Origin of the sequence: Pseudomonas sp. TH04 (assembly GCF_016651355.1) — a bacterium.
Classification (GTDB): Bacteria; Pseudomonadota; Gammaproteobacteria; order Pseudomonadales; family Pseudomonadaceae; genus Aquipseudomonas; species Aquipseudomonas fluorescens.
In genome coordinates, this window is record NZ_JAEKEA010000001.1 from 3,615,363 (window position 1) to 3,637,899 (window position 22,537).

The 22,537-nt window shown below is 60.6% G+C and carries 21 protein-coding genes; 11 read left to right on the forward strand and 10 right to left on the reverse strand.

Going from position 1 to position 22,537, the window contains the following annotated elements; all coding sequences use genetic code 11:
- Positions 1-11: 11 nt before the first annotated feature.
- Genes JFT85_RS16130 through folE2 form a run of 3 tightly spaced genes read right to left on the reverse strand, consistent with a single transcriptional unit; the run spans position 12 to position 2,439 of the window.
- The gene (locus JFT85_RS16130; RefSeq protein ID WP_069552824.1) at positions 12-878 is read right to left on the reverse strand and encodes a metal ABC transporter permease; all 867 of its coding nucleotides are present in this window, start codon (positions 876-878) and stop codon (positions 12-14) included.
- Positions 878-1,546 carry a metal ABC transporter ATP-binding protein gene (locus JFT85_RS16135; protein ID WP_069552823.1) on the reverse strand — a complete coding sequence of 223 codons (669 nt, stop codon included), beginning with the start codon at positions 1,544-1,546 and terminating at the stop codon, positions 878-880. The genes JFT85_RS16130 and JFT85_RS16135 overlap by 1 nt, the downstream gene beginning before the upstream one ends.
- A complete protein-coding gene (gene folE2, locus JFT85_RS16140) occupies positions 1,543-2,439 on the reverse strand; it encodes a GTP cyclohydrolase FolE2 (protein ID WP_053258741.1) in 897 nt (298 codons plus the stop codon). The genes JFT85_RS16135 and folE2 overlap by 4 nt, the downstream gene beginning before the upstream one ends.
- 128 nt (positions 2,440-2,567) lie before the next feature.
- Here folE2 and JFT85_RS16145 point away from each other — a divergent pair, with 128 nt between their 5' ends.
- Positions 2,568-3,779, forward strand: coding sequence for an N-acetylmuramoyl-L-alanine amidase (locus tag JFT85_RS16145; protein WP_053258740.1), 1,212 nt, complete (start codon positions 2,568-2,570; stop codon positions 3,777-3,779).
- On the opposite strand, the gene JFT85_RS16150 is transcribed toward JFT85_RS16145, so the two are convergent.
- Positions 3,776-4,144 (reverse strand): hypothetical protein, encoded by a 369-nt coding sequence (locus JFT85_RS16150; RefSeq protein ID WP_053258739.1) that lies wholly within the window; start codon positions 4,142-4,144, stop codon positions 3,776-3,778. The two genes, JFT85_RS16145 and JFT85_RS16150, sit on opposite strands and share 4 nt — an antisense overlap.
- Before the next feature lie 126 nt (positions 4,145-4,270).
- Here JFT85_RS16150 and dksA point away from each other — a divergent pair, with 126 nt between their 5' ends.
- The 4 genes from dksA to JFT85_RS16170 are packed head-to-tail and all read left to right on the forward strand — an operon-like array spanning position 4,271 to position 7,559.
- Entirely contained in the window at positions 4,271-4,675 is a 405-nt protein-coding gene (gene dksA, locus JFT85_RS16155; protein WP_201230129.1) for an RNA polymerase-binding protein DksA, read from the forward strand.
- Between the two features lie 27 nt (positions 4,676-4,702).
- On the forward strand, positions 4,703-5,908 hold the full coding sequence (gene zigA / locus JFT85_RS16160; RefSeq protein ID WP_053258737.1) for a zinc metallochaperone GTPase ZigA: 1,206 nt from the start codon (positions 4,703-4,705) through the stop codon (positions 5,906-5,908).
- Entirely contained in the window at positions 5,908-6,552 is a 645-nt protein-coding gene (locus JFT85_RS16165) for a DUF1826 domain-containing protein (RefSeq protein ID WP_053258736.1), read from the forward strand. Before zigA ends, JFT85_RS16165 begins: the two co-directional genes overlap by 1 nt.
- Positions 6,553-6,596: 44 nt before the next feature.
- Entirely contained in the window at positions 6,597-7,559 is a 963-nt protein-coding gene (locus tag JFT85_RS16170) for a CobW family GTP-binding protein (protein ID WP_201230131.1), read from the forward strand.
- On the opposite strand, the gene JFT85_RS16175 is transcribed toward JFT85_RS16170, so the two are convergent.
- Complete coding sequence (locus JFT85_RS16175) at positions 7,553-7,948, reverse strand: DUF3301 domain-containing protein (protein WP_053258734.1); 396 nt, start codon at positions 7,946-7,948, stop codon at positions 7,553-7,555. The genes JFT85_RS16170 and JFT85_RS16175 overlap by 7 nt on opposite strands.
- A 117-nt stretch (positions 7,949-8,065) precedes the next feature.
- Here JFT85_RS16175 and pdxY point away from each other — a divergent pair, with 117 nt between their 5' ends.
- Positions 8,066-8,938: a pyridoxal kinase PdxY gene (gene pdxY, locus JFT85_RS16180; protein WP_069552820.1), complete on the forward strand. Its 873-nt coding sequence runs from the start codon at positions 8,066-8,068 to the stop codon at positions 8,936-8,938.
- 128 nt (positions 8,939-9,066) lie between these two features.
- Here the strand turns inward: pdxY and JFT85_RS16185 are convergent, their stop codons facing one another.
- Positions 9,067-9,552 (reverse strand): acyl-CoA thioesterase, encoded by a 486-nt coding sequence (locus tag JFT85_RS16185; protein ID WP_053258732.1) that lies wholly within the window; start codon positions 9,550-9,552, stop codon positions 9,067-9,069.
- Positions 9,553-9,845: 293 nt separating this feature from the next.
- Between JFT85_RS16185 and JFT85_RS16190 the strand changes: the two genes are divergently transcribed.
- Positions 9,846-11,609 carry a cation:proton antiporter gene (locus JFT85_RS16190; RefSeq protein ID WP_053258731.1) on the forward strand — a complete coding sequence of 588 codons (1,764 nt, stop codon included), beginning with the start codon at positions 9,846-9,848 and terminating at the stop codon, positions 11,607-11,609.
- Between the two features lie 18 nt (positions 11,610-11,627).
- On the opposite strand, the gene JFT85_RS16195 is transcribed toward JFT85_RS16190, so the two are convergent.
- The 3 genes from JFT85_RS16195 to uvrD all read right to left on the reverse strand — a co-directional run bounded on the left by JFT85_RS16195 (position 11,628) and on the right by uvrD (position 15,415).
- Positions 11,628-12,035 carry an SMI1/KNR4 family protein gene (locus JFT85_RS16195; RefSeq protein ID WP_017739032.1) on the reverse strand — a complete coding sequence of 136 codons (408 nt, stop codon included), beginning with the start codon at positions 12,033-12,035 and terminating at the stop codon, positions 11,628-11,630.
- A 136-nt stretch (positions 12,036-12,171) separates the two neighbouring features.
- Complete coding sequence (locus JFT85_RS16200) at positions 12,172-13,041, reverse strand: Tim44 domain-containing protein (RefSeq protein ID WP_053258730.1); 870 nt, start codon at positions 13,039-13,041, stop codon at positions 12,172-12,174.
- A gap of 190 nt (positions 13,042-13,231) precedes the next feature.
- On the reverse strand, positions 13,232-15,415 hold the full coding sequence (uvrD, locus tag JFT85_RS16205) for a DNA helicase II (RefSeq protein ID WP_053258729.1): 2,184 nt from the start codon (positions 15,413-15,415) through the stop codon (positions 13,232-13,234).
- 279 nt (positions 15,416-15,694) lie between these two features.
- Between uvrD and JFT85_RS16210 the strand changes: the two genes are divergently transcribed.
- The 3 genes from JFT85_RS16210 to JFT85_RS28480 all read left to right on the forward strand — a co-directional run bounded on the left by JFT85_RS16210 (position 15,695) and on the right by JFT85_RS28480 (position 20,013).
- Entirely contained in the window at positions 15,695-18,568 is a 2,874-nt protein-coding gene (locus JFT85_RS16210) for an EAL domain-containing protein (RefSeq protein WP_053258728.1), read from the forward strand.
- 162 nt (positions 18,569-18,730) lie between these two features.
- A complete protein-coding gene (gene hexR / locus JFT85_RS16215) occupies positions 18,731-19,597 on the forward strand; it encodes a transcriptional regulator HexR (protein WP_010168370.1) in 867 nt (288 codons plus the stop codon).
- A gap of 221 nt (positions 19,598-19,818) precedes the next feature.
- The gene (locus tag JFT85_RS28480) at positions 19,819-20,013 is read left to right on the forward strand and encodes a PA3496 family putative envelope integrity protein (RefSeq protein WP_073636665.1); all 195 of its coding nucleotides are present in this window, start codon (positions 19,819-19,821) and stop codon (positions 20,011-20,013) included.
- Here the strand turns inward: JFT85_RS28480 and JFT85_RS16220 are convergent.
- On the reverse strand, positions 19,943-20,917 hold the full coding sequence (locus JFT85_RS16220; protein WP_053258727.1) for a LysR family transcriptional regulator: 975 nt from the start codon (positions 20,915-20,917) through the stop codon (positions 19,943-19,945). The two genes, JFT85_RS28480 and JFT85_RS16220, sit on opposite strands and share 71 nt — an antisense overlap.
- Positions 20,918-21,113: 196 nt before the next feature.
- On the opposite strand from JFT85_RS16220, the gene JFT85_RS16225 reads away from it, so the two are divergent.
- The gene (locus JFT85_RS16225) at positions 21,114-22,529 is read left to right on the forward strand and encodes an acetyl-CoA carboxylase biotin carboxylase subunit (RefSeq protein ID WP_003213442.1); all 1,416 of its coding nucleotides are present in this window, start codon (positions 21,114-21,116) and stop codon (positions 22,527-22,529) included.
- Positions 22,530-22,537 lie beyond the last annotated feature (8 nt).

Below are 22,537 nucleotides of genomic sequence, written 5' to 3' on the forward strand. Positions count from 1 at the left end.
CGGAAAACACCTCATTGGGATGTAAGCAAGGGCGGGCGGCGCAGCAAGCCGTGCACCGGACCGAAGACCACGGACAGCAAATACCCGCCGCCAGCCACCAGCACAATCGCCGGGCCGCTGGGTAGCGAGTAGTAGAACGACAGCAACAAACCCAACCACACCGACAGGCATCCCAGCACTGCCGATACCGCGATCAACACCGGCAGGCGCCGGCTCCAGAAGCGTGAAGCAATGGCCGGCAACATCATCAAACCCACCACCATTAACGCGCCGATGGCCTGGAAACCAATCACCAGGTTCAGCACCACCAACGTCAGAAATAAGCCGTGGGCGAGTGGGCCCAGGCGGCTGACGGTTTGCAGGAACAGCGGGTCAAGAGTGTCCAGCAGCAGCGGTTTGTAGATCAGCGCCATGGCGATCAGGCTGAAGCCGGACACCCAGAGCATGCCGGTCAGGGTGGTCTCATCCACTGCCAGGGCTGAGCCGAACAGCAGGTGCAAGAGGTCCAGACGCTTGCCGGCGATGCCCAGGATCAGCACGCCCGCTGCCAGGGAGATGGGATAAATGGCGGCGAGGCTGGCGTCTTCGCGCAGGCCGGTACGGCGGGTGATCCAGGCTGACACGCCGGCCATGCTCAGGCCTGCGCCAAGGCCGCCGATGGTCAGGGCGGGCAGGCTGAGGCCGGCGAACCAGAAGCCCAGTGCGGCGCCGGGCAGGATGCCATGGGCAACGGCGTCACCGATCAGGCTCATGCGGCGCAGGATCAGGAACACGCCCAGCGGCGCGGTGCTGCACGCAAGCACCAGCCCGCCGATGAGCGCGCGGCGCATAAATACGAAGTCGAGGAACGGCATCCACAGGTGGGCGGTGAAGTGCATCAAGCCACCTGCATGTGCGGTTGCGGGCGGATCAGCTCTTTGCTGGGCCCGAACAGGCAGCCGGTGCTTTTGATCTGCACCACTTGCTGGGTGTGCTGACGCACCGACGCCAAGTCATGACAGACGACGATCAGCGTGCGGCCTGCGTCGTGCCAGGCGTGGATGTGTTTCCAGCAGAGTGCCTGGCCTTCTTCGTCGAGGGCGGCGTGAGGTTCGTCGAGTAGCAGGACCGGCGCTTCGGCCAGGCTCATGCGCGCGAGCAGGGCACGTTGCAGTTCGCCGCCGGACAGCGCCATCAATGGGCGGTGTTCCAAACCACTGAGGCACCATTCTTCCAGCACCGCTTGCAGGCGTTGGCTGCGTTGTTCCGGGGTGAGTTTGGTGCCCCAGAAACCGGCGGCGACCAGCGCTTGCAGGCTGATCGGAAACTGCCGGTCCAGGTGTTGCTGCTGCGGCAGGAATGACAAGCCGCCACGGCGTGGAACCTCCACGCTGACAGTGCCTGCCAACGGTTTTTGCAGGCCGGCAATGACTTTGAGCAGGCTGCTCTTGCCTGTGCCGTTGGCGCCGATGATGCCGGTGAGGCTGCCTTTTTCCAGCGTCAAATCCAGCGCCGGTGTGAGCGGTTGCCCGGGGGCACCCCAGCGCAAAGCGTTGCAGGTGATCATGCAGAGTCTCTCGTCCAGCGGCTTTCAGCCACGGCATCGTGCGCGTGCAGGCTTTCGGCGTGGATCACTTTGAGGTGGAAGGCTTTGACGGCATCCGAGCGTTTCAAGGCGAGGTTCAGGCGGCGAGCGGCGTCTTCGCAGAACATCAGGTTCTGCCCATTGGCCAAAGCGAAGGCTTGTTCATCCGCACGTTTCACAGCAGTTTGCACGGCAGTGCCGAGGGCGGCCTCGACATCATCGATCAGGTCGGTAAGCGGCAAGGTGGACTGATTGGCGTCCAGTTGGATCGACAACTCTGCGCTGCTTCGTTGGCTATGAGGCGTGGCGACGATGCCATTGGCGCTGCCGAGCCAGGTCAGCACATCCTCGTGCTGCAACGGCGTGTTGGCGAAATCTTCGAGAAATTGCTGTTGAATCAACTGCCTGGCGAGCGCGGCCGAGCACGGGCAGGTTGACGAGTAAGTAACGTCAATTTTTAGTTCCACGTGGAACATCTGGTTTTCCAGGCGTGCTTCGATGCACACCGGGTAGCCTTTCCAGCCAGCTAATGGACTGACCAGCGCGGGGCGTTTGAGCAATAAGTCGGTGTGGATACGCAGGTAGGCGTTCTTAGATAAACCTTCATGACTCTCAAGAAAGCGCTCAAGTAGAGTACGCAGAAGCGCAGGCGTCAGAGGCTGTTGGTCGAGCATTTCCAGGGCCAGGTACAGGCGTGACATATGAATGCCACGGGCCTCGCCATCGTCCAGGCTGACGCCCGCATCGGCAGTGGCGCTCAAGCGTTGGCCGTCGATGAGGATCGGCAGGGCAATGCCACACATGCCTACCCAGTCGAGTGGCACGGCTTGGCGTGAAGCCTGCGCGGCAATATCCGGCAGAGTCAGCGCATTCATGGGCAGGTCCATCGTTGGAAATAAAAAGACATGTTATATTATAACTATTGAATCGACGATGATTTTTCTGCTCCCGCCTTTCTTCAGTCATGTCGAGCAAGGACGCTCCTCTATTTGCGGTATATGTCATGCACAGACGTCAGCTCCTCAACCTGCTGCTGCTCAGTCCCCTGTTCACCTTGCCTTTGGGGGCCTACGCCACGCAGATCCGCAATGCGCGCCTGTGGCGCTCGGACGATAAATTACGCTTGGTGTTCGACCTCAGCGGCCCGGTGCAATACAAGACCTTTTCCCTGACCTCTCCGGAACGGTTGATCATCGATCTGAGCGGCGCCGGGCTGTCGGGGGATTTTTCTCAGTTGGCGTTGAAGAACAGCGGGATTACTTCAATCCGCTCCGGGCATTTCGGCAAAGGCGACACACGCATCGTGCTGGACCTGGCCACGCCGATGCAGCTCAACAGCTTTCTATTGCCGCCCCAGGATGGCCAAGGTCATCGCCTGGTGCTCGACCTGACCAACGCCACTCATGCCCCTCGCCAAATCGCAGCGGAACCGCCGCCTCTGGTTGCGCCGGTCGATAAAGCACATCCCAAGCGCGACATCATCGTGGTGGTTGACCCCGGCCACGGCGGCAAAGACCCTGGCGCCATCGGCTCCAGGGGCCAGCGCGAAAAGGACGTGGTGCTGTCCATCGCCCAATTACTGGCCAAACGTTTGAAGCGTGAGAAGGGCTTTGACGTGAAACTGGTGCGCAACGATGACTTCTTTGTGCCGCTGCGCAAGCGTGTGGACATTGCCCACCAGCACAAGGCCGATATGTTTATCTCGGTGCATGCAGACGCCGCGCCACGACTGACGGCGTCCGGGGCCTCGGTGTATGCGTTGTCTGAAGGTGGCGCAACTTCCGCCACGGCGCGCTTCATGGCGCAGCGCGAAAACGGCGCGGACCTGCTGGGTGCCACAACCTTGCTCAATCTCAAGGACAAGGACCCGATGTTGGCCGGGGTGATTCTCGATATGTCGATGAACGCCACCATCGCTTCCAGCCTGCAGCTGGGCAGCTCAGTGTTGGGCAGCCTGCAAAGCATCACCACGCTGCACCAGAAACGCGTGGAGCAAGCTGGTTTTGCGGTACTTAAATCACCGGACGTCCCCTCTATTCTGGTCGAGACCGGGTTTATCTCTAATACCCAGGACGCCCAGCGGTTGGTGACTGCGCGTCATCAAAAGGCGGTGGCGGATGGTCTGTTTGAGGGGCTGAAAAAATACTTCGAAAAGAACCCTCCGATGAACAGCTACATGGCCTGGGTTCAAGAGCAGAAGAACGGCCAGGTCTAACAGCCGGTCATACGGCTGCACGTGAACTTGGCACTGGCACCACCTGAGCTGGAAAACCGGTTGAGGGTGGTCCAGCCCACGCGCCGTGTGTAGCCGACCCACGCCTCTCCGTCGGACGCTAACCCAGTAAAGAACGTCAACTGCCCATAGCGGCTGTTGGTTTGTGCCCAGTAGCGTTTGCCGATCACCTCGAACCCTCGCAAGTACGTGGTGCTGCCCACGGTCGCCACGCTGTAGGCGTTCCCCAGCGGGTCCACGCAGGCCAGCAGGTTGGCGCTGCGCGTGCAGTTTGCCAACAGGCTTGGCGGTTGAGCGCAGGCAGGTCCTGCCGCTGCCAATAACAGGGCGCACAACAGGCGTTTCATGGCGATTCTCGGGGTAAGGAAGGGCTCAAGCATTGCGCCCTTCGTCGTGGTGAGCAAGTCGGATTGGCTTATTTGTGTTGTTATACTATAACATAAAAACACAGCCTGACCCGTGACCCGCTTCCCATGACTGAACAAGACCTCCTGGCCCAACCGCCCACCGACTACATGAATGAAGCCCAGCAACGGTTCTTCCGTGAACTGCTGCTTGCCCAGCGTACTGAGCTGCAGGCGCGCATCGAGGGCGAGTTCCTGGCGCTGCGTGAGCAGGAAACCAACAGCGACCCGGCCGACATGGGCAGCGCCGAAGAACAGCGCCAGTGGCAACTGCGTCTGTTAGAGCGGGAAAAGAAGCTGTTGGACAAGATCGACGACGCCCTCGAATTGCTGGCCCGCGGCGAGTACGGCTGGTGCCGTGACACCGGCGAATCGATTGGTCTGCAACGCTTGCTACTGCGCCCCACCGCAACCTTGTGTATCGAAGCCAAAGAACGTGAAGAGCTGCGCGAACGCCATCGACGGGCGATTTGACCGGCCAACCCTGATGAGGAATACCTGATGCCCGATCGTCTCCCCGTTACCGTGTTGTCCGGTTTTCTCGGCGCCGGTAAAAGCACGCTGCTCAATTACGTCCTGCGTAACCGCGAAAACCTGCGGGTGGCGGTGATCGTCAACGACATGAGCGAAATCAATATCGACGGCAGCGAGGTTCAGCGTGATGTCACCCTGAACCGCTCCGAAGAAAAACTGGTAGAAATGAGCAACGGCTGCATCTGCTGCACCTTGCGTGAGGACTTGCTGGAAGAGGTCGGAAAACTCGCCAAGGAAGGTCGGTTTGATTACCTGTTGATCGAATCCACTGGCATTTCCGAGCCATTGCCGGTGGCCGAAACATTCACCTTCCGAGATGAAAACGAGCAAAGCCTGGCCGATATCGCGCGTCTGGACACCATGGTCACCGTGGTGGATGGCATGAACTTCCTGCTCGACTACCAAGCCGCTGAAAGCCTGGCCTCACGCGGCGAAACCCTCGGCGAAGACGATGAACGCTCGATCACCGACCTGTTGATCGAGCAGATCGAGTTCGCCGACGTGATCCTGATCAGCAAGATCGACCTGATCAGCAGCTGCGAGCGCGAAGAACTGATGGCCATCCTCGAGCGCCTCAACGCGCAGGCAGAAATCATCCCGATGGTCATGGGTGAGGTGCCGCTGAACAAGATCCTGAACACCGGCCGCTTCGACTTCGAACGCGCCGCCCAGGCCCCAGGCTGGTTGCAGGAATTGCGCGGTGAACATGTACCGGAAACGCAAGAATACGGCATCGCTTCCACGGCTTATCGTGCGCGCCGGCCATTTCATCCGCAGCGCTTTTTCAACTTCATCGACCGTCCGTGGGTAAACGGCAAACTGCTGCGCTCCAAAGGCTTTTTCTGGCTGGCCAGCAAGCACCAGGATGCGGGCAGTTGGTCCCAGGCCGGAGGGTTGATGCGCCATGGTTTTGCTGGGCGCTGGTGGCGTTTTGTGCCGAAAAGCCAATGGCCTCAGGACGAAGAAAGCGTGGCAGCGATCATGGGCAACTGGCAGCTGAGCACCGGCGATTGCCGCCAGGAACTGGTGTTTATCGGGCAAAACATCGACTTCAGCCAGATGCGCGCCGAGCTGGACGCCTGTTTGCTCACGGATGAAGAAATGGCCCTGGGTGTCGACAGTTGGCGCCTGCTGGCCGACCCCTTTGGCCCTTGGTATGAAGAGGTCGCGTGATGTTGGCACCGGTTATTCCCCTGCGTCCCGTGATACGTCAGACCCACGGTGAAACCCCGCTGGCACTGTCCGATATCCTGGAAGACGGCGTAAATCTGGCGTTATGGCAGCGCCAGTTGCCCCATCATATTGCCGAGTTCGGCGCCTTGCTGGTGGCGCTCAATGAACCGTTGGCCGATGCCCTGGTGATCGAGCTTAACCAGGACGACGCTGAGCCGAACTTGCAGGGTTTGGCGTCCAGTTGTCGTGATCTTGAAGGCTACGAAGGGTTTATCGCCGATGTGTCGTGGCTGGTCAGCGCGTTCGCCTGCCTGCTCGGTGCCAAGCGTATAGGCGTGCGTTTGCGGCTGTTGGACAAAGCCATGTGCCCACGTTTTCACGTTGACCATGTGCCCGTTCGGTTGATTACCACCTATGCCGGAGTCGGTAGTCAGTGGTTGCGCGAAGGGGTGATGGACCGCCGAAAACTGAGCCAACCGGATGCCGAACCGACTGAGCGCATTGAGCAAATCCACTGTGGCGAGGTGGCCTTGCTCAAGGGCACCAAGTGGCACGGCAACGAAGGCCACGGCCTGATCCATCGCTCGCCCGCACTCAAAGCCGATGAGCGACGGTTGATCCTGACGCTGGATTGGCTGGCATAACCGGGTAGGATCAAGCTCTCTATATGGTCTGAATGATGCCCCTCATGCTGCAGAACATTCCCACCCACGTGATTGCCGGGCCGCTGGGCGCCGGCAAGACCAGCCTGATCAAGCACCTGCTGGCGCAACGCCCGGCCAACGAGCGCTGGGCGGTACTGATCAATGAATTCGGGCAGATTGGTCTGGATGCGGCGTTACTCACTCAGGACGATGATGGCATTGCCTTGGGTGAAGTCGCCGGTGGCTGTTTGTGCTGTGTGAACGGCGCACCGTTCCAGGTAGGCCTGGGCCGCTTGTTGCGTAAGGCTAAACCGGACCGGTTGTTTATCGAGCCCTCGGGTTTGGGCCATCCCGCGCAGTTGCTCAAGCAATTACGTGAGGCGCCCTGGCAACACGTGCTGGCAGTCCAGCCCTGTGTGTTGGTGCTGGATGCCCAGGCATTGGCGGCGGGCAAACCTTTGCCGCCAGCGCAGCGCGAGGCCTTGGCCAGCGCCGGGTTGCTGGTGTTGAACAAGGACGAAACGCTGGATACCGCGCAGCGCCAAGCCGTCGAACGCCTATTACCCGACTGCCCGCTGCACTGGACCCGCCAGGCACACTTGCCGCTGGCGCTGTTGCCGGGCCTCCATACCCAGGCCGGCGCCGCTGTGGATAACGTTGAGGTGCCCAGCGGCGTGGCGCAGATGCCAGCCATCTGGAGCGATCCGACACTGCCCATCTGCCTGAGCCAGGCTCAAGAGGGAGGCTGGAGCATCGGGTGGCGCTGGCACCCGAGCCAGCAATTCGACACCGGGCGCCTGGACCATTGGCTCACAAGCCTTGCGTGGCGCCGCGCCAAACTGGTTATCCACAGCGGCCATGGATGGGTCAGCGCCAACGCTGTGGATAACAGCCCACTGGCTTGGCAACCCAGCGAATGGCGGCGCGACTCGCGCATTGAATTGATTTTCAGCGAGCCACAGGACGTAGTCGCATTGCAGAGCGCGCTGGCCGCCTGTCGTCAGTGACGCGTCTTGGTGGCGTGGTCCTGGCGCCACTGGCTTAGCTCGATCACTTCCGCGCTGGGCAGCGGCGTCTTGATCTCGAACGGGTAGGGCGCCAGTTCAATCTGCGCGCTGTGGGCGCCGAACTGGGTGATAGTCCCGGGATGGCGGGTTTCGCCGGTCACGGTGAACTCAAAGTTATAGATACGTGCCAGGCGCCGACGACCCTTGGCATCCCTCACAAAACCGATGCGTTTTAAAGCCACCGCACCGTCGAGCAGTTCGATATCGAGCTTGGCGCAATGCTGCTTGACCCGCTCCAGCGCCCGCTCGCGCAGGCCGTGGTTGTGCCACACCCAAGCGGCGCCAGTCGCCAGCAGCATCAACACAAAGATGTTTCCCAGGGTCAGCATGCGATGAACTCCAACAAAGTGAGAGCAGCTTAACTGTGTCTCTGGTCTGTCGTATAGGCCGTGTTTAGTCGCATACTGCGCGGCCAGAATTTCAACGGCTTTACGGAAATCTCCCGCATGAAACGCACACCTCATCTGCTTGCGATCCAGTCTCATGTGGTCTTTGGCCACGCCGGAAACAGCGCCGCCGTGTTCCCCATGCAGCGGGTCGGGGTGAATGTCTGGCCGCTGAACACCGTGCAATTCTCCAATCACACTCAGTATGGCCAGTGGGCGGGCGAAGTGTTGGCGCCGCAGCAAATTCCGGCATTGGTGGAAGGCATTGCCGCCATTGGCGAGCTCGGCAACTGCGATGCGGTGCTGTCCGGCTACCTCGGCAGTGCAGACCAGGGCCGGGCGATTCTGACCGGTGTGGCGCGGATTAAAGCCATCAACCCCAAGGCCCTGTACCTGTGCGACCCGGTGATGGGCCATCCGGAAAAGGGCTGTATCGTGCCTCAGGAAGTCAGTGATTTCCTGCTGGACGAGGCGGCGGCTATGGCGGATTTCCTGTGCCCCAACCAGCTGGAACTGGACAGCTTTGCCGGGCGCAAGCCGCAATCGCTGTTCGACTGCCTGGGCATGGCCAAGGCATTGCTGGCACGCGGGCCGAAGGCGGTCCTGGTCAAACACCTGGATTACCCGGGTAAGTTGCCGGATGGTTTTGAGATGCTGCTGGTGACTGCCGATGGTAGCTGGCACTTGCGGCGGCCGTTGCTGGCGTTCCCGCGCCAGCCGGTGGGCGTGGGCGACCTGACATCAGGGTTGTTCCTGGCGCGGGTGCTGTTGGGCGACAGCTTGGTGGCGGCCTTTGAGTTCACGGCCGCCGCGGTGCATGAAGTGCTGCTGGAAACCCAGGCCTGCGCCAGTTACGAGTTGGAACTGGTCCGCGCCCAGGACCGTATTGCCCATCCCCGGGTACGCTTCGAGGCCACACCGATCAGTCTGTAGTCACACCAAACCCAGTGTGGGTGCTGGCTTGCCTGCGCTGGCATCACCGCGGTGCAACTTGAAAACCGAGGTGAACCCATCGCGGGCAAGCCCGGCTTTCACGCTTGATTGGGTTTACAGCCTGGGATTTACGGCGCGTCGGCTTTGATTTCCTGATAGCGCTTTTCCAGCTCCTGGCGAATCTGCCGACGCTGCTGGGCCTGCACAAACCGGCGCTTGTCTTCGCTGTTCTGCGGCTGCAGCGGCGGTACGGCGGCGGGTTTGCGCTGGTCGTCGACGGCCACCATGGTGAAAAAGCAGCTGTTGGTATGGCGCACCGAACGCTCACGGATGTTCTCGGTCACCACCTTGATGCCCACTTCCATCGAGGTGTTGCCGGTGTAGTTGACCGAGGCAAGGAAGGTCACCAGCTCGCCGACATGAATCGGTTCGCGAAAAATCACCTGGTCGACCGACAGTGTGACGACGTAGCGGCCCGCGTAACGGCTCGCGCAGGCGTAGGCCACTTCGTCGAGGTACTTGAGCAGGGTGCCGCCGTGGACATTGCCTGAGAAGTTGGCCATGTCAGGGGTCATCAATACCGTCATCGACAGCTGGGCGTTTCCGGGTTCCATAGCACACTCACGGGTTGTAGGCATTGGTTGGGGGAGGCACCTCTGCGGGTGCTGAACGCTTTGCAGCGCGCTCCCTAACGGGACGCCGGCGGGTCGCTTGCCGTCACGCGTGCAGCGATCTGTTTCCATATATTGCACCGGCTTTCTGCCGGAAGTCGCGGTGTTACCCTTCAAACGCCCATCTCAGGGCATTTCTTACGATCAAGGCAGACTTTTCCTTCCGCTCTTTGCGACTGTTCAAAGGTGCGAGTGGAAGTGGGAAAAGCGCCAGTACCCTCAAGGAGCCCCTCGCCATGCACGCCATCAGCTTTATTCAGGACTTGGCCGTGATCATGCTGGTAGCAGGGGTTGTGACTGTCCTGTTTCATCGTCTCAAGCAGCCCGTGGTGCTGGGGTATATCGTCGCCGGGTTCATCATCGGCCCCCACACCCCGCCATTTGGCCTGATCCATGACGAAGACACGATCAAGACCCTTGCCGAGCTGGGGGTGATCTTCCTGATGTTCTGTCTGGGCCTTGAGTTCAGCCTGCGCAAGTTGTTCAAGGTCGGTGCCACCGCGTTTATAGCGGCGTTCCTCGAAATCATTCTGATGATCTGGATCGGCTACGAAATCGGCCGCTGGTTCGACTGGAACACCATGGACTCGCTGTTCCTCGGCGCGATCCTGGCGATCTCCTCGACCACCATCATCGTCAAGGCACTCAATGACCTGAAGATGAAAAACCAGCGGTTTGCCCAGCTGATTTTTGGCGTATTGATTGTTGAGGACATCCTCGGCATCGGCATTATCGCCTTGCTGTCGAGTATTGCCGTCAGTGGTACGGTCAGCTCCGGCGAGGTGTTTTCCACGGTCGGAAAACTCTCGCTGTTCATGATCGTCGCGCTGGTCATCGGTATTTTGCTGGTGCCGCGCCTGCTGGCCTACGTGGCCAAGTTCGAAAGCAACGAGATGCTGCTGATCACCGTGTTGGGCCTGTGTTTCGGCTTCTGCCTGCTGGTGGTCAAGCTGGAATACAGCATGGTGCTGGGCGCGTTCCTGATCGGCGCGATCATGGCCGAGTCCCGCCAGTTGATTAAGATCGAGCGCCTTATCGAGCCTGTTCGCGACATGTTCAGTGCGATCTTCTTTGTCGCCATCGGTTTGATGATCGACCCGCAAATCCTGCTGCAGTACGCCTGGCCGATCGCGGTGATTACCGTTGCGGTGGTGCTGGGCAAGATGTTGTCCTGCGGCCTGGGGGCTTTTATCGCTGGCAACGACGGCCGCACCTCACTGCGGGTTGGCATGGGGCTGTCACAGATTGGCGAGTTTTCATTCATCATCGCTGCGCTGGGCATGACGCTGCAGGTCACCAGTGACTTCCTCTATCCGGTGGCGGTTGCCGTTTCGGCAATTACCACCTTGCTGACGCCTTACCTGATCCGCGGTGCCGACCCGTTGTCGTTAAAGATTGCCTCGGTGATGCCTAAGCGCATGAGCCGGGTATTTGGGATGTATGGCGAATGGCTGCGCAGCATCCAGCCTCAGGGTGAGGGTGCAATGCTGGCGTCGATGATCCGCAAAATCATCCTGCAAGTGGGGGTCAACCTGGCGCTGGTGGTGGCGATCTTCTTCACCGGCAGCTTTTTCGCGGTGCGTATCGGCGGTTATCTGGAAGGCTGGATCAGTGATCCGAGTTGGCAGAAGGCATTGATCTGGGGCGCGGCGTTGCTGTTGTCGCTGCCGTTCCTGATTGCGGCGTATCGCAAACTAAAGGCGCTGTCGATGTTGCTGGCGGAGATGAGCGTGAAGCCGGAAATGGCCGGGCGGCATACCCAGCGCGTGCGGCGGGTGATTGCCGAACTGATCCCCATCCTCTCGTTGCTGGTGATTTTCCTGCTATTGGCAGCCTTGTCGGCCAGTATTCTGCCGACCAACAAGTTGCTGGTGCTGATTGCCGTCGTCACGGCCGCGGTAGCGGCCGTGCTCTGGCGGTGGTTCATCCGCGTGCATACGCGGATGCAGGTCGCCTTGCTGGAGACGCTGGATAACCATAAGGATACGCCGGAGCACTAGAGGCCCGGGCGCTGCGACTCAGCTTTCCAGCCAGACGTCCCGCGCCCAGTGCCATACCGATTCCCAGGTCTCTTCGGTGACGAGTTCTTCTTCGCCGGACCACAGCACCACGGTGCCGTCTTCTTCGACGCAGTAGTAGTCGTCGCCGTCCTGGCAGATCGGGATCATGCTGCGGTCAACACCGGCATCCCAGGCGTTGGCGGCCACGTCCGGCAGGTAGGTATGGGACTGCGGGTCGGTGACGGTCACCGGCTCGAGGCTGCCATACACCACGTCGCTGACGGTCAGCAGGAATTCGCGGAAGACAAAGGGGATGTCGATGAACAGTTGTTCTTCGATTTCCACCAGTTGGTCTTCGTCAGGCAGCTCCAGAGGAACCGGGACCGGTTCGTTGGCTTCACGCAATTGTTCGATGATTTCTTCCACGGCCGGGATCCTCTTGCTAGATGGCGCGGTTTATAGGGGCGTTTTATACAGTAGCTCGCTATAAGTGCAACCGTGAAATAGAAAACCCCGGAACATGTCCGGGGTTTTTATCACCAAGTGCTCAAACGCGCAGCTATCAGCCGTTCTGGCGGATACCGGCGACCAGCCAAGGCTGGTTGTCGCCTTGGGCGCGTTCCATGTTCCAGCTTTCGCTGAACACTTCGCCCTGGTCGAAACGTGAAGTCTTCGACACGCCACTGAACGTCAGGGTCGCGATGGTCTTGTCGGCGCGATCATCCACACCGTCCAGCTGGACACGCAGGTCGTCGATGTAGGTCGACTGGAAGCCGTCGCCCAGGTCGGCGCGTTCGCGCTTGAGGAAATCCAGCAGTTGCGGGGTCACGAACTCGGAGATCTTGTCCATTTCGTTGGCGTCCCAGTGTTGCTGCAGGGACTGGAAGTGGCTGCGGGCCGCTTCGACGAAACGCTCTTCGTTGAACCAGGCCGGTGCATTGATTACCGGACGGGCGGCCGCCGGTGCAGCCGAACCACCGAAGATCGAACCCATGGCTGGTTTTTGCTCGAACACTTCACGCTGCATCGGCGCGCCGGCTGGAGCCATGTGCTCCTGCTGCTTGCGGCGACGGGCGGCGATAAAGCGGAAGATCAGGAAGGCGATGACCGCCATGATCAGGATGTCGAAGATCTGCATGCCCTGGAAGCCGCCGCCCATGAACATGGACGCGAGCAGGCCACCGGCGGCGATACCGGCCAGAGGGCCTAACCAGCGCGAAGCACCGCCGGCCTTGGCTGCCGCGCCAGCCGCACCGGCTGCGCCTGCGGTAGCCGCTGCGCCGCCGGCACCGGCGGCGGGAGCCATTTGGCTGGTCTGGTGAGTCGGTGCCGAGCCCATGCTTTTGCCGCCACCGAAGCGCTTGGCGTTGGCGTCGAGGCTCATCGTCAGGCCGATGCACAACGCCATGGCGATGCTAAGAAAACGTTTCATAAAGGGAATTCCCATTTGTGGATTGCACGCGCGCCATGTTGCACAGGTGTCGTGACAGTGGCTAGCGACATAATGTTTCGGGCTTTTGCGTAGGACCGAATCAGAATGGCCTGTAGGACTTATTACTGATATTGGCCCGCGCTTGTTAAAAACAAGGGCGGGCCAACAACCTTCATACAGTGAAGATGTATCAGATTGCTTCGAGCTTCGCGTAGCCCATCATCAGCCACTTGCTGCCTTCGGCGAAATTCACCTGCACCCGTGCCTGGGCGCCGGCGCCTTCGAAGTTGAGAATCACGCCTTCGCCGAAGATCGCATGTTTGACCTGCTGGCCAAGGCTGAAAGGGGTTTCCGGGATCTCGGAACCGGCAAACATGCTGCTGGAGTTCTGCTGCTGGCCGCCGCCGAACGGGCGGCTGACACTGTTGGACAGGCGCACTTCCTGGATCAGCCCCTTCGGCACTTCACGTACGAAGCGCGACACCTTGTTGTAGGTCTCGCTGCCGTACAGGCGTCGGGTCTCGGCATAGGTCATCACCAGGTTCTGCATGGCACGCGTGATGCCCACGTAGGCCAGGCGGCGTTCTTCCTCAAGGCGGCCGGGCTCTTCCAGGCTCATCTTGTGCGGGAACAGGCCTTCTTCCATGCCCACCAGGAACACATACGGAAACTCCAGGCCCTTGGCGCTGTGCAAGGTCATCAGCTGGATGCTGTCTTCATGCTCGTCGGCCTGGGTATCGCCGGCTTCAAGCGAGGCATGACCAAGGAAGGCGGCGAGCGGGGTCAGCTCTTCATCGTCTTCGGTATTTTCGAACGCGCGCGCGGCGCTGACCAGTTCCTCAAGGTTTTCTACTCGGGCCTGGCCTTTCTCGCCTTTTTCCGCTTCGTGATAGGCAATCAGCCCGGACTGCTCGATCACGGTCTGGGTCATCAAGTGCAGCGGCATTTCTGCGCACTTGGCCGCCAGGTTCTCGATCAGTTCGACAAACACGCCCAGGGCACCGGCGGCGCGGCCGGTCAGGCCTTTATTGGCGATCAGCAAGCGCATGGCTTCCCACATCGACACATCGGCGTGGCGCGCATGGTCGCGAATAGCCTCGACGGTTTTTTCGCCGATGCCACGCGCCGGGATATTGATCACCCGCTCCAGCGCCGCATCGTTGCCACGACCTTCCAGCAAGCGCAGGTAGGCCATGGCGTTCTTGATTTCCGCCCGCTCGAAGAAGCGCTGGCCGCCATAGATGCGGTACGGAATGCGTTCGCGCAGCAGGGCTTCTTCCAATACCCGCGATTGGGCGTTGGAGCGATACAGAATGGCGATATCGCTGCGCGCCAAACCGGTTTTCAGCGCGCTCTCGATGGTTTCCACCACATAGCGCGCTTCATCGTGCTCGTTGAACGCGGCGTACAGGTTGATCGCTTCGCCTTCGCCGCCGTCGGTCCACAGCTCTTTGCCCATGCGCCCGGTGTTATTGGCGATCAGCGCGTTGGCCGCCTTGAGGATGCCGGCCGTGGAGCGATAGTTCTGCTCCAGGCGGATGGTGATCGCGTCCGGGAAGTCGTCGGAGTACTGGTAGATGTTCTCGATTTTCGCGCCGCGCCAGCCGTAGATCGACTGGTCGTCGTCGCCCACCACCATCAGGCTGTCACCGCCCTTGGCCAGCAAGCGCAACCAGGCGTACTGCACGGCGTTGGTGTCCTGGAACTCGTCCACCAGAATGTGCCGGAAGCGCTTCTGGTAATGCGCCAGCAAGCCGGGGTTGTCGCGCCACAGGTCGAGGGCGCGCAGCAGCAGCTCGGAGAAGTCGATCACGCCGGCGCGCACACAGGCCGCCTCGTACGCTTCATAGATGCTGCGCATGGTCGCCAGGAACAAATCGCCGCTGGCCTGGATATGTTGCGGGCGCAAGCCTTCGTCTTTCTGGCCGTTGATAAACCATTGCGCCTGGCGCGCAGGCCAGCGTTGTTCGTCGAGGCCCAGTTCGCGGATCACGCGCTTGACCAAGCGTTGCTGGTCGTCGCTGTCGAGGATCTGGAACGTCTGGCTCAAGCCCGCTTCTTGCCAGTGCGCTCGCAACAGGCGATGTGCCAGGCCGTGGAACGTGCCCACCCACATGCCGGCGGGGCTGATGCCCATCAACTGCTCGATGCGGTGACGCATCTCGGCAGCGGCCTTGTTGGTGAAAGTCACCGACAGGATCGAATGCGGGGACGCGTTTTCGACCTGGATCAACCAGGCGATACGGTGCACCAGCACGCGGGTTTTACCGGAGCCAGCACCGGCCAGGACCAACTGACGGCCAACGGGGGCTGCTACGGCCTGGCGTTGGGCATCGTTGAGGGAGTTCAGCAAAAGAGAGAGATCATCGCGCATCGACGCATTCTATGGGCCTAACGGGAGTGGGGCAAATCCCAATGCCGGGTGGTCGATGGAAAACAACCGGCGTGCCCGTGGCCGGGCAAACTTTCTGCCGCGGGTGATGACTGGTTGGTCATGGGCCACAGCCCGCGCGGGCCCTCGCTCAAGCAGTCTGGCTCCAAGGTTTGCGGCCGATTCCAGGGCGGTTTTTATGACGTGGAGCAGTTTGGCCCAAGCGCTTGCTTGTGTATGCTCCGTCCACGTTTCGGGCTCACCATTATAAGAACACTGCCTATGACCCTCAGTCCTGATCTGTTCGGCCCCCCGGCGGCGCCCGCGCAGGTCATCCGTAAACATTACGCAACCGAGATGGCGGTCGAGCGCACTCGCCTCTTGTATCAGGGGTCATTGCTGCCGACGTTATTGATGTTGGTCAACGGCCTGGTGTGTGCCTGGTTGCTGTGGAACCCCAAGCAATATGTGTTGGACAGCATCTGGTTGGTCTGGCTGCTCGCCCTGGTGGCGCTGCGTGTGATCCAGGTAGCGGCTTTTGATTCGGCGATGCCCAGCCGCCAGGCCCAGCCGATCTGGCGACGCATGTTCATGCTGGGCTCGGCGGTCAGCGGCCTGACACTGGCGACTGCCGCCATCGCCCTGGTGCCGGTTGACAGTTTCATGCAGCAAGCCTGGGTGTTCGGCCTGATCGGCGCCGCCACGCTGTCGGCCAGCGTGGCCTATGCCGTGAGCCTGTCCGCGTTCCTGTCATTTGCCCTACCGTGCCTGGTGCCGGCGATTGTCTATCTGTTCTGGAATGGTGCCCCGCAGCAGCAAGGTTGGGGTGTGCTCGGCCTGATTCTGCTGGCCTCCTTGAGCCTGGTGGCGTGGCAGGTCAACCGCCTGATTCAGCGCGGGTTGCTGCGGCGCTTCCAGAACCAGGCGCTGATCGAGCATCTCCAGCAGGCGCAGCAGCGCAGCGAGCAATTGAATCAGGAACTGGTGCGTGAAGTTGGCCAGCGCCGTCAGGTCGAACAGGAATTGCGCGAGGCGCAAACCGGTTTGCAAGACCGTGTGGCGCAACGCAGCCAGGAGCTGGACGCCGCCAGCCTCGCCCTGAACAAAAGCGAAGCGCGCCTGGCCATGGCCCTGCAAGCCAGCGAACTGGGCTTGTGGGACTGGAACCTGCAAACCGATGAAGTGCACCACACCCAACTCAAGGAGCTGTTCGGCCTGGAGCCTGAGTACGTTACGGCGATGCTCAGCCATCTCAAGCCACGCCTGCACCCCGACGACCTGCCGCTGCTCAAGCGCGCCCTGGTGGAACACCTCAAGGGCCGCAGCGAGGATTATCAGGTCGAATACCGCGTGCGCCATGGCGCAGGCCATTGGGTGTGGATCGAGGACCGTGGCCGCGCCGTGGAACGCACGCCCAGCGGACGCGTCACGCGCATGCTCGGCACCCGCCGCGACATCAGCGCCGGCAAGGCCCTTGAAGAGCAGCAGCGCCTTGCCTCGACGGTGTTCGAAGCCGCCAGCGAAGGCATCGTGATTCTCGACCCGGAATACGTACTGATTGCTGTCAACCAGGCCTTCAGCCGTGTCACCGGCTTTGAAATCGACGACATGATTGGCCGCAATGTGGTCGAACTGCCCTGCAGCCGTGACGCCCGTCGGCATTTTCCGGTGATCCGTCAGGCGCTGCTCAGCCACGGCACCTGGCAGGGCGAGTTGGTGGAAACGCGCAAAAACGGCGAGCTGTACCCGCAATGGCTGCAATTGAATGTGGTGCGCGATGCTCGCGGAAAAGTCAGCCATATTGTGGGCTTCTTCGCCGATCTGTCTGCGCGGCGTGAATCCGAAGAGCGCATGCGCTACCTCACTCACTATGACGAGTTGACCGGCCTGGCCAATCGCTCGCTGTTTCGCGAACGGCTGCGCGAAGCTCACCAACGTGTACGCCAGGGCGGGCGCAGCCTGGCACTGCTGCATATCAACCTGGACCGCTTCAAGCTGCTTAACGACAGCCTCGGCCATGAAGTCGCGGATCAGCTGTTGCAGAAAATGGCGCGGCGGTTGATCAATGCCTTGCCCGAAGCCGACACCATTGCACGGCTGTCCGGTGATGAATTTGCCGTGCTGTTCGACGCCTACGGCAACTTGTCGAGCCTGGCGCGCGTGGCGACGCGGCTCCTGGCCAAATTGCGCGTGCCGGTGACGGTAGAGGGGCATGAGCTGGTGGTCAGCGCCTCAATGGGCGTAAGCCTGCTGCCGGATAATGCGCGGGAAATTTCTGCGCTGGTCAGCCAATCGAACATGGCCATGCAGCACGCCAAACACTTGGGCGGCAATAATTTCCAGTTCTACACCGACAGCCTGCAAGCCAGCACCCTGGAGCGTTTGCAACTGGAGAACCACTTGCGCAAGGCCATCGACGAGCGCCAGCTCACGGTGTTCTACCAGCCGAAACTGTGCCTGGCCACGGGCAAACTGAACGCTGCCGAGGCGCTGGTTCGTTGGGAGCATCCGCAATGGGGCATGGTGCCGCCAGGGGACTTTATCGGCCTGGCCGAAGAGACCGGCCTGATCGTACCGCTGGGCGAGTTCGTGTTGCGCCAGGCGTGTTGGCAGGCGTGCGAGTGGCAGCGTCAGGGGCTCGCACCGATTCGGGTGTCGGTGAACCTGTCAGTGCATCAGTTGCGCCAGGGCAAGCTGGTCAGCCTGGTGCGCCAGGTACTGGAAGAAACCGGCCTGGACCCGCAATACCTGGAGCTGGAGCTGACCGAAAGCCAGCTGCTCGACAGCGTTGAGCACATCATCGCCACCTTCCAGCAGCTACGCGATTTGGGCGTGAAGCTGGCCATTGACGACTTCGGCACAGGCTACTCGTCCCTCAGCTACCTCAAGCGTATCCCGGTGGACTACGTGAAAATTGACCAGACGTTTATTCGCGGGCTGGGCCAAGGCCGTGAAGACGCGGCCATTACCCGGGCGATTATTGCCATGGCCCATGGCCTGGCACTTAAAGTGGTGGCCGAAGGGGTGGAAGATCAGCAGCAGCTGGATTTCCTGCGAGGGGAGCGATGCGATGAGGTGCAGGGCTACCTCATCAGCCGGCCGATGCAGGCCGAGGGGTTGGCAGATTTGTTACGGAAAAATGCAGATTTTTCTTAATGACGCCAAGGCCGCCCATGTGGCTACAAAGCCTCTGCCCTTTGAATTAGAGGGCAGCAGGGCGATTTAGTGATGCATCGGACGGGCAAAACGACAATTCTTGTAGTATAACTACAAGCTTGCTACATCCCTGGCACCCGCCAATAACAAGAGTCCTGCCCTTTGAACCTGTTGCAACATATCGCCCAGTCGCGCCACCTGTTACGCAAATCGGAACTCAAGGTTGCCGATCACGTGCTGCTTGATCCTGCGGCTGTGATGCACAGTTCCATGGCCGACCTGGCCCACAGCGTGGGCATCAGTGAGCCGACCATCGTGCGCTTCTGCCGCGCCATCGGTTGCTCCGGGTTCCAGGACTTGAAACTCAAGCTGGCCCAGAGCCTGGCAGCGGGTGCGAGTTTCGGGCAGTTTGCGATTCACGAAGACGATTCCGTCGCCGACTACAGCCTGAAAATCTTCGACACCACCTTGCACACCCTCATGGAAGTGCGCGAGAAGCTCGACCCGGTGGAGCTGCAGAAAGCGGTGACGGCCATGTCTCAGGCGCAGCGTGTGGAGTTTTATGGCTTCGGCGCGTCGGGCGCCGTTGCTGCGGATGCCCAGCACAAATTCTTCCGCCTGCTGCTCACTGCGGCGGCGTATAGCGACCCGCACATGCAGGCGATGTCGGCGGTCACGCTGAAACCGACTGACGTGGCCATCTGCATTTCCCAGTCCGGTCGCTCCAAAGACTTGCTGATTACCGCCAACCTGGTGCGTGAAAGTGGCGCGACGCTGATCACCCTGTGCCCAAGCCAGACGCCGTTGGCGGAACTGTCCACGGTGAACCTGGCGATTGATGTACACGAAGACACCGAGATCTACACCCCGTTGACCTCGCGTATCGCCCATCTGGTGGTGATCGACGTGCTGGCGATGGGCGTGGCCATGGCGCGCGGGCCGAGCCTGGTCAACCACCTCAAGAGCGTTAAACGCAGCTTGCGCAGCCTGCGGTTGTCGCCAAAATCGGTCAAAGCCCTCGACGATTAATGGGGTGTACGCAGGTCAGTGTGGGAGCGGGCTTGCTCGCGGATGCAGAGCGTCAGTCACTATAAGTATTGGCGGACCGGTCGTATTCGCCAGCAAGCCTGTTCCCACATTGGGATTTCCTACCGATCCAGAATATTCATCGTCCTGTAACCCCTGCGCCGCCAAACCGTCATCCCCTGCGCTCATCCTGACCTCCCCGTACTCGCATTGGGAGACTCAAAATGGCCCGGCAATACGAAGACAGCAGCACCGTCAAAACCCGTCGTCAACAGGAAGATCAGCGCCGTATGGCGTTCCGTCGCGCAATCGAAGACCGTTGCGAGGAGCGCCAATTGCTCAAGAGCATCAGTGACTACCCGGAACTCCACTGGCAGGCACCCGCGGCTGCCCAGCGAAGCGTTCAGCCAGCGCGCTGATCTGCACCCGTTCGCTGCGGATAAAGCCCAGGAACGCATGGGCCACCGGTGACAGGCGCTTGGCTTTGGCTTGCACCAGGCACCAACTGCGGTACAGCGGCAGTTCCTCCACCGGCAGCTCCTTGAGCCCGCCGGTGGCCAGCTCCAGGTTGACCGCGTGGCGCGTCAGCAGCGCCACGCCCAACCCCGCGCTCACACACTCGCGCTGCGCCTCGGCCGAGGCCACTTCCACCGTCTGGGTGAAGTGCACGCGCTTTTCCTTGAAGTACTCCTCGCAGGCCATTCGCGTGCCCGACCCCGGTTCACGTGTCAGCAGCGTATAAGGCTCCAGGTCCTGCAGGCGCAGCGGACCTTGCTGGCTCAACGGGTGATCGAGGGGTGCCACGGCGACAATCGGGTTGTTGAGAAACGGCAGGAATTCCAGGCCCATGTCCTGGGGCACCATGGACATGATCACCAGGTCATCGCGGTTATCTGAAAGCCGGCGAATCACCTGGGCGCGGTTGACCACCGTCAGGTGCAGTTGGACCTCGGGGTGCTGGCGCTTGAAGGCGGCAAACAGGTGCGGCACGAAGTACTTGGCGCTGGACTCCACCGCCAGTTTCAGTTGGCCCTGCAGCGAGCCCTGCATGTCCGACAGCTGCATATCGAGGTTTTCCAAACGCCCGAAAATATCGCGGCTGGCCCGTTGCAAGGCTTCGGCGGCCTCGGTCATGTAGAGCTTTTTGCCGACGTAATCAAACAGCGGTTGGCCGATCAGTTCTTCCAGCTGGCGAATTTGTAGGCTAACGGCCGGCTGTGTGAGGGACATTTCTTCGGCTGCGCGGCTGTAGGAACGCAAATCACACACCTCATTAAAGATCTGCAACTGACGTAATGTCATACGCATCAATGACTTACGCATTATTTAAGTCCTCTCGCTTCGGGCCGGTCGGCCAACTATAAGTCTTTACTTATGCACGACCCAATAATTATTGATTTTTGTTAATCCTCCGGTGCGCATAGTGTGTGTCTCGCGACTGTCATGAAACATTTGGTCACGCGCCGACCCTGATTCAGAGGGTTGAAGAACGCAGCAATCGGCTCAAGGGAATTTCCAAGTGATAAAAAAGATCCTGATCGCCAACCGTGGTGAAATTGCCGTACGAATCGTGCGTGCTTGCGCCGAGATGGGCATTCGCTCGGTCGCGGTCTATTCCGACGCCGACCGCCATGCGTTGCACGTCAAACGTGCCGACGAAGCCCACAGCATTGGTGCCGAGCCCCTGGCCGGTTACCTGAACCCGCGCAAGCTGGTGAACCTGGCGGTGGAAACCGGTTGTGATGCGCTGCACCCCGGCTATGGTTTCCTGTCGGAAAACGCCGAACTGGCGGACATCTGCGCCGAACGCGGCATCAAATTCATTGGCCCGTCGGCAGAAGTCATTCGCCGCATGGGCGACAAGACCGAAGCGCGGCGCAGCATGATCAAGGCCGGTGTGCCGGTCACGCCGGGCACCGAAGGTAACGTTGCGGACATCGCCGAAGCCCTGACTGAAGGTGACCGCATTGGTTACCCGGTAATGCTCAAGGCCACCTCCGGCGGTGGCGGTCGCGGTATCCGTCGTTGCAACAGCCGCGAAGAACTTGAACAAGCCTTCCCCCGCGTTATATCCGAAGCCACCAAGGCGTTCGGCTCGGCGGAAGTGTTCCTGGAAAAATGCATCGTCAACCCCAAGCACATCGAGGCGCAGATCCTCGGTGACAGCTTCGGCAACGTGGTGCATTTGTTCGAGCGTGATTGCTCGATTCAGCGCCGTAACCAGAAGCTCATCGAAATTGCCCCAAGCCCGCAGCTGACCCCTGAACAGCGCGCCTACATCGGCGACCTGTCGGTGCGCGCTGCCAAGGCCGTGGGTTACGAAAACGCCGGCACCGTGGAGTTCCTGCTCGCCGAGGGCGAGGTGTACTTCATGGAGATGAATACCCGGGTGCAGGTGGAACACACCATCACCGAAGAAATTACCGGCATCGACATCGTGCGTGAGCAGATCCGCATCGCCTCGGGCCTGCCACTGTCGGTGAAACAGGAAGACATTCAGCACCGTGGCTTCGCGTTGCAGTTCCGCATCAACGCCGAAGACCCGAAGAACAACTTCCTGCCCAGCTTCGGCAAGATCACCCGTTACTACGCACCCGGCGGTCCCGGCGTGCGGACCGACACGGCGATCTACACCGGCTACACCATCCCGCCGTTCTACGACTCCATGTGCCTGAAACTGGTGGTGTGGGCGTTGACCTGGGAAGAAGCCATGGACCGCGGCCTGCGTGCCCTGGATGACATGCGCCTGCAAGGCGTGAAGACCACCGCCGCCTACTACCAGGAAATCCTGCGCAACCCGGAATTCCGCAGCGGCCAATTTAATACCAGCTTTGTGGAAAGCCATCCTGAGCTGACCAACTACTCGATCAAGCGCAAACCCGAAGAGCTGGCCCTGGCCATCGCCGCCGCCATCGCCGCCCACGCAGGCCTGTGAGGAATATA

Coding starts and splice junctions, on each gene's coding strand:
- JFT85_RS16145 (WP_053258740.1), top strand. CDS start 2,568: ATGCACAGACGTCAGCTCCTCAACCTGCTGCTGCTCAGTCCCCTGTTC.
- folE2 (WP_053258741.1), bottom strand. CDS start 2,439: ATGAATGCGCTGACTCTGCCGGATATTGCCGCGCAGGCTTCACGCCAA.
- JFT85_RS16130 (WP_069552824.1), bottom strand. CDS start 878: ATGCACTTCACCGCCCACCTGTGGATGCCGTTCCTCGACTTCGTATTT.
- JFT85_RS16220 (WP_053258727.1), bottom strand. CDS start 20,917: ATGCGTAAGTCATTGATGCGTATGACATTACGTCAGTTGCAGATCTTT.
- JFT85_RS16170 (WP_201230131.1), top strand. CDS start 6,597: ATGCTGCAGAACATTCCCACCCACGTGATTGCCGGGCCGCTGGGCGCC.
- dksA (WP_201230129.1), top strand. CDS start 4,271: ATGACTGAACAAGACCTCCTGGCCCAACCGCCCACCGACTACATGAAT.
- zigA (WP_053258737.1), top strand. CDS start 4,703: ATGCCCGATCGTCTCCCCGTTACCGTGTTGTCCGGTTTTCTCGGCGCC.
- JFT85_RS16190 (WP_053258731.1), top strand. CDS start 9,846: ATGCACGCCATCAGCTTTATTCAGGACTTGGCCGTGATCATGCTGGTA.
- uvrD (WP_053258729.1), bottom strand. CDS start 15,415: ATGCGCGATGATCTCTCTCTTTTGCTGAACTCCCTCAACGATGCCCAA.
- JFT85_RS16165 (WP_053258736.1), top strand. CDS start 5,908: ATGTTGGCACCGGTTATTCCCCTGCGTCCCGTGATACGTCAGACCCAC.
- JFT85_RS16210 (WP_053258728.1), top strand. CDS start 15,695: ATGACCCTCAGTCCTGATCTGTTCGGCCCCCCGGCGGCGCCCGCGCAG.
- JFT85_RS28480 (WP_073636665.1), top strand. CDS start 19,819: ATGGCCCGGCAATACGAAGACAGCAGCACCGTCAAAACCCGTCGTCAA.
- JFT85_RS16200 (WP_053258730.1), bottom strand. CDS start 13,041: ATGAAACGTTTTCTTAGCATCGCCATGGCGTTGTGCATCGGCCTGACG.
- JFT85_RS16175 (WP_053258734.1), bottom strand. CDS start 7,948: ATGCTGACCCTGGGAAACATCTTTGTGTTGATGCTGCTGGCGACTGGC.
- JFT85_RS16150 (WP_053258739.1), bottom strand. CDS start 4,144: ATGAAACGCCTGTTGTGCGCCCTGTTATTGGCAGCGGCAGGACCTGCC.
- JFT85_RS16185 (WP_053258732.1), bottom strand. CDS start 9,552: ATGGAACCCGGAAACGCCCAGCTGTCGATGACGGTATTGATGACCCCT.
- JFT85_RS16135 (WP_069552823.1), bottom strand. CDS start 1,546: ATGATCACCTGCAACGCTTTGCGCTGGGGTGCCCCCGGGCAACCGCTC.
- pdxY (WP_069552820.1), top strand. CDS start 8,066: ATGAAACGCACACCTCATCTGCTTGCGATCCAGTCTCATGTGGTCTTT.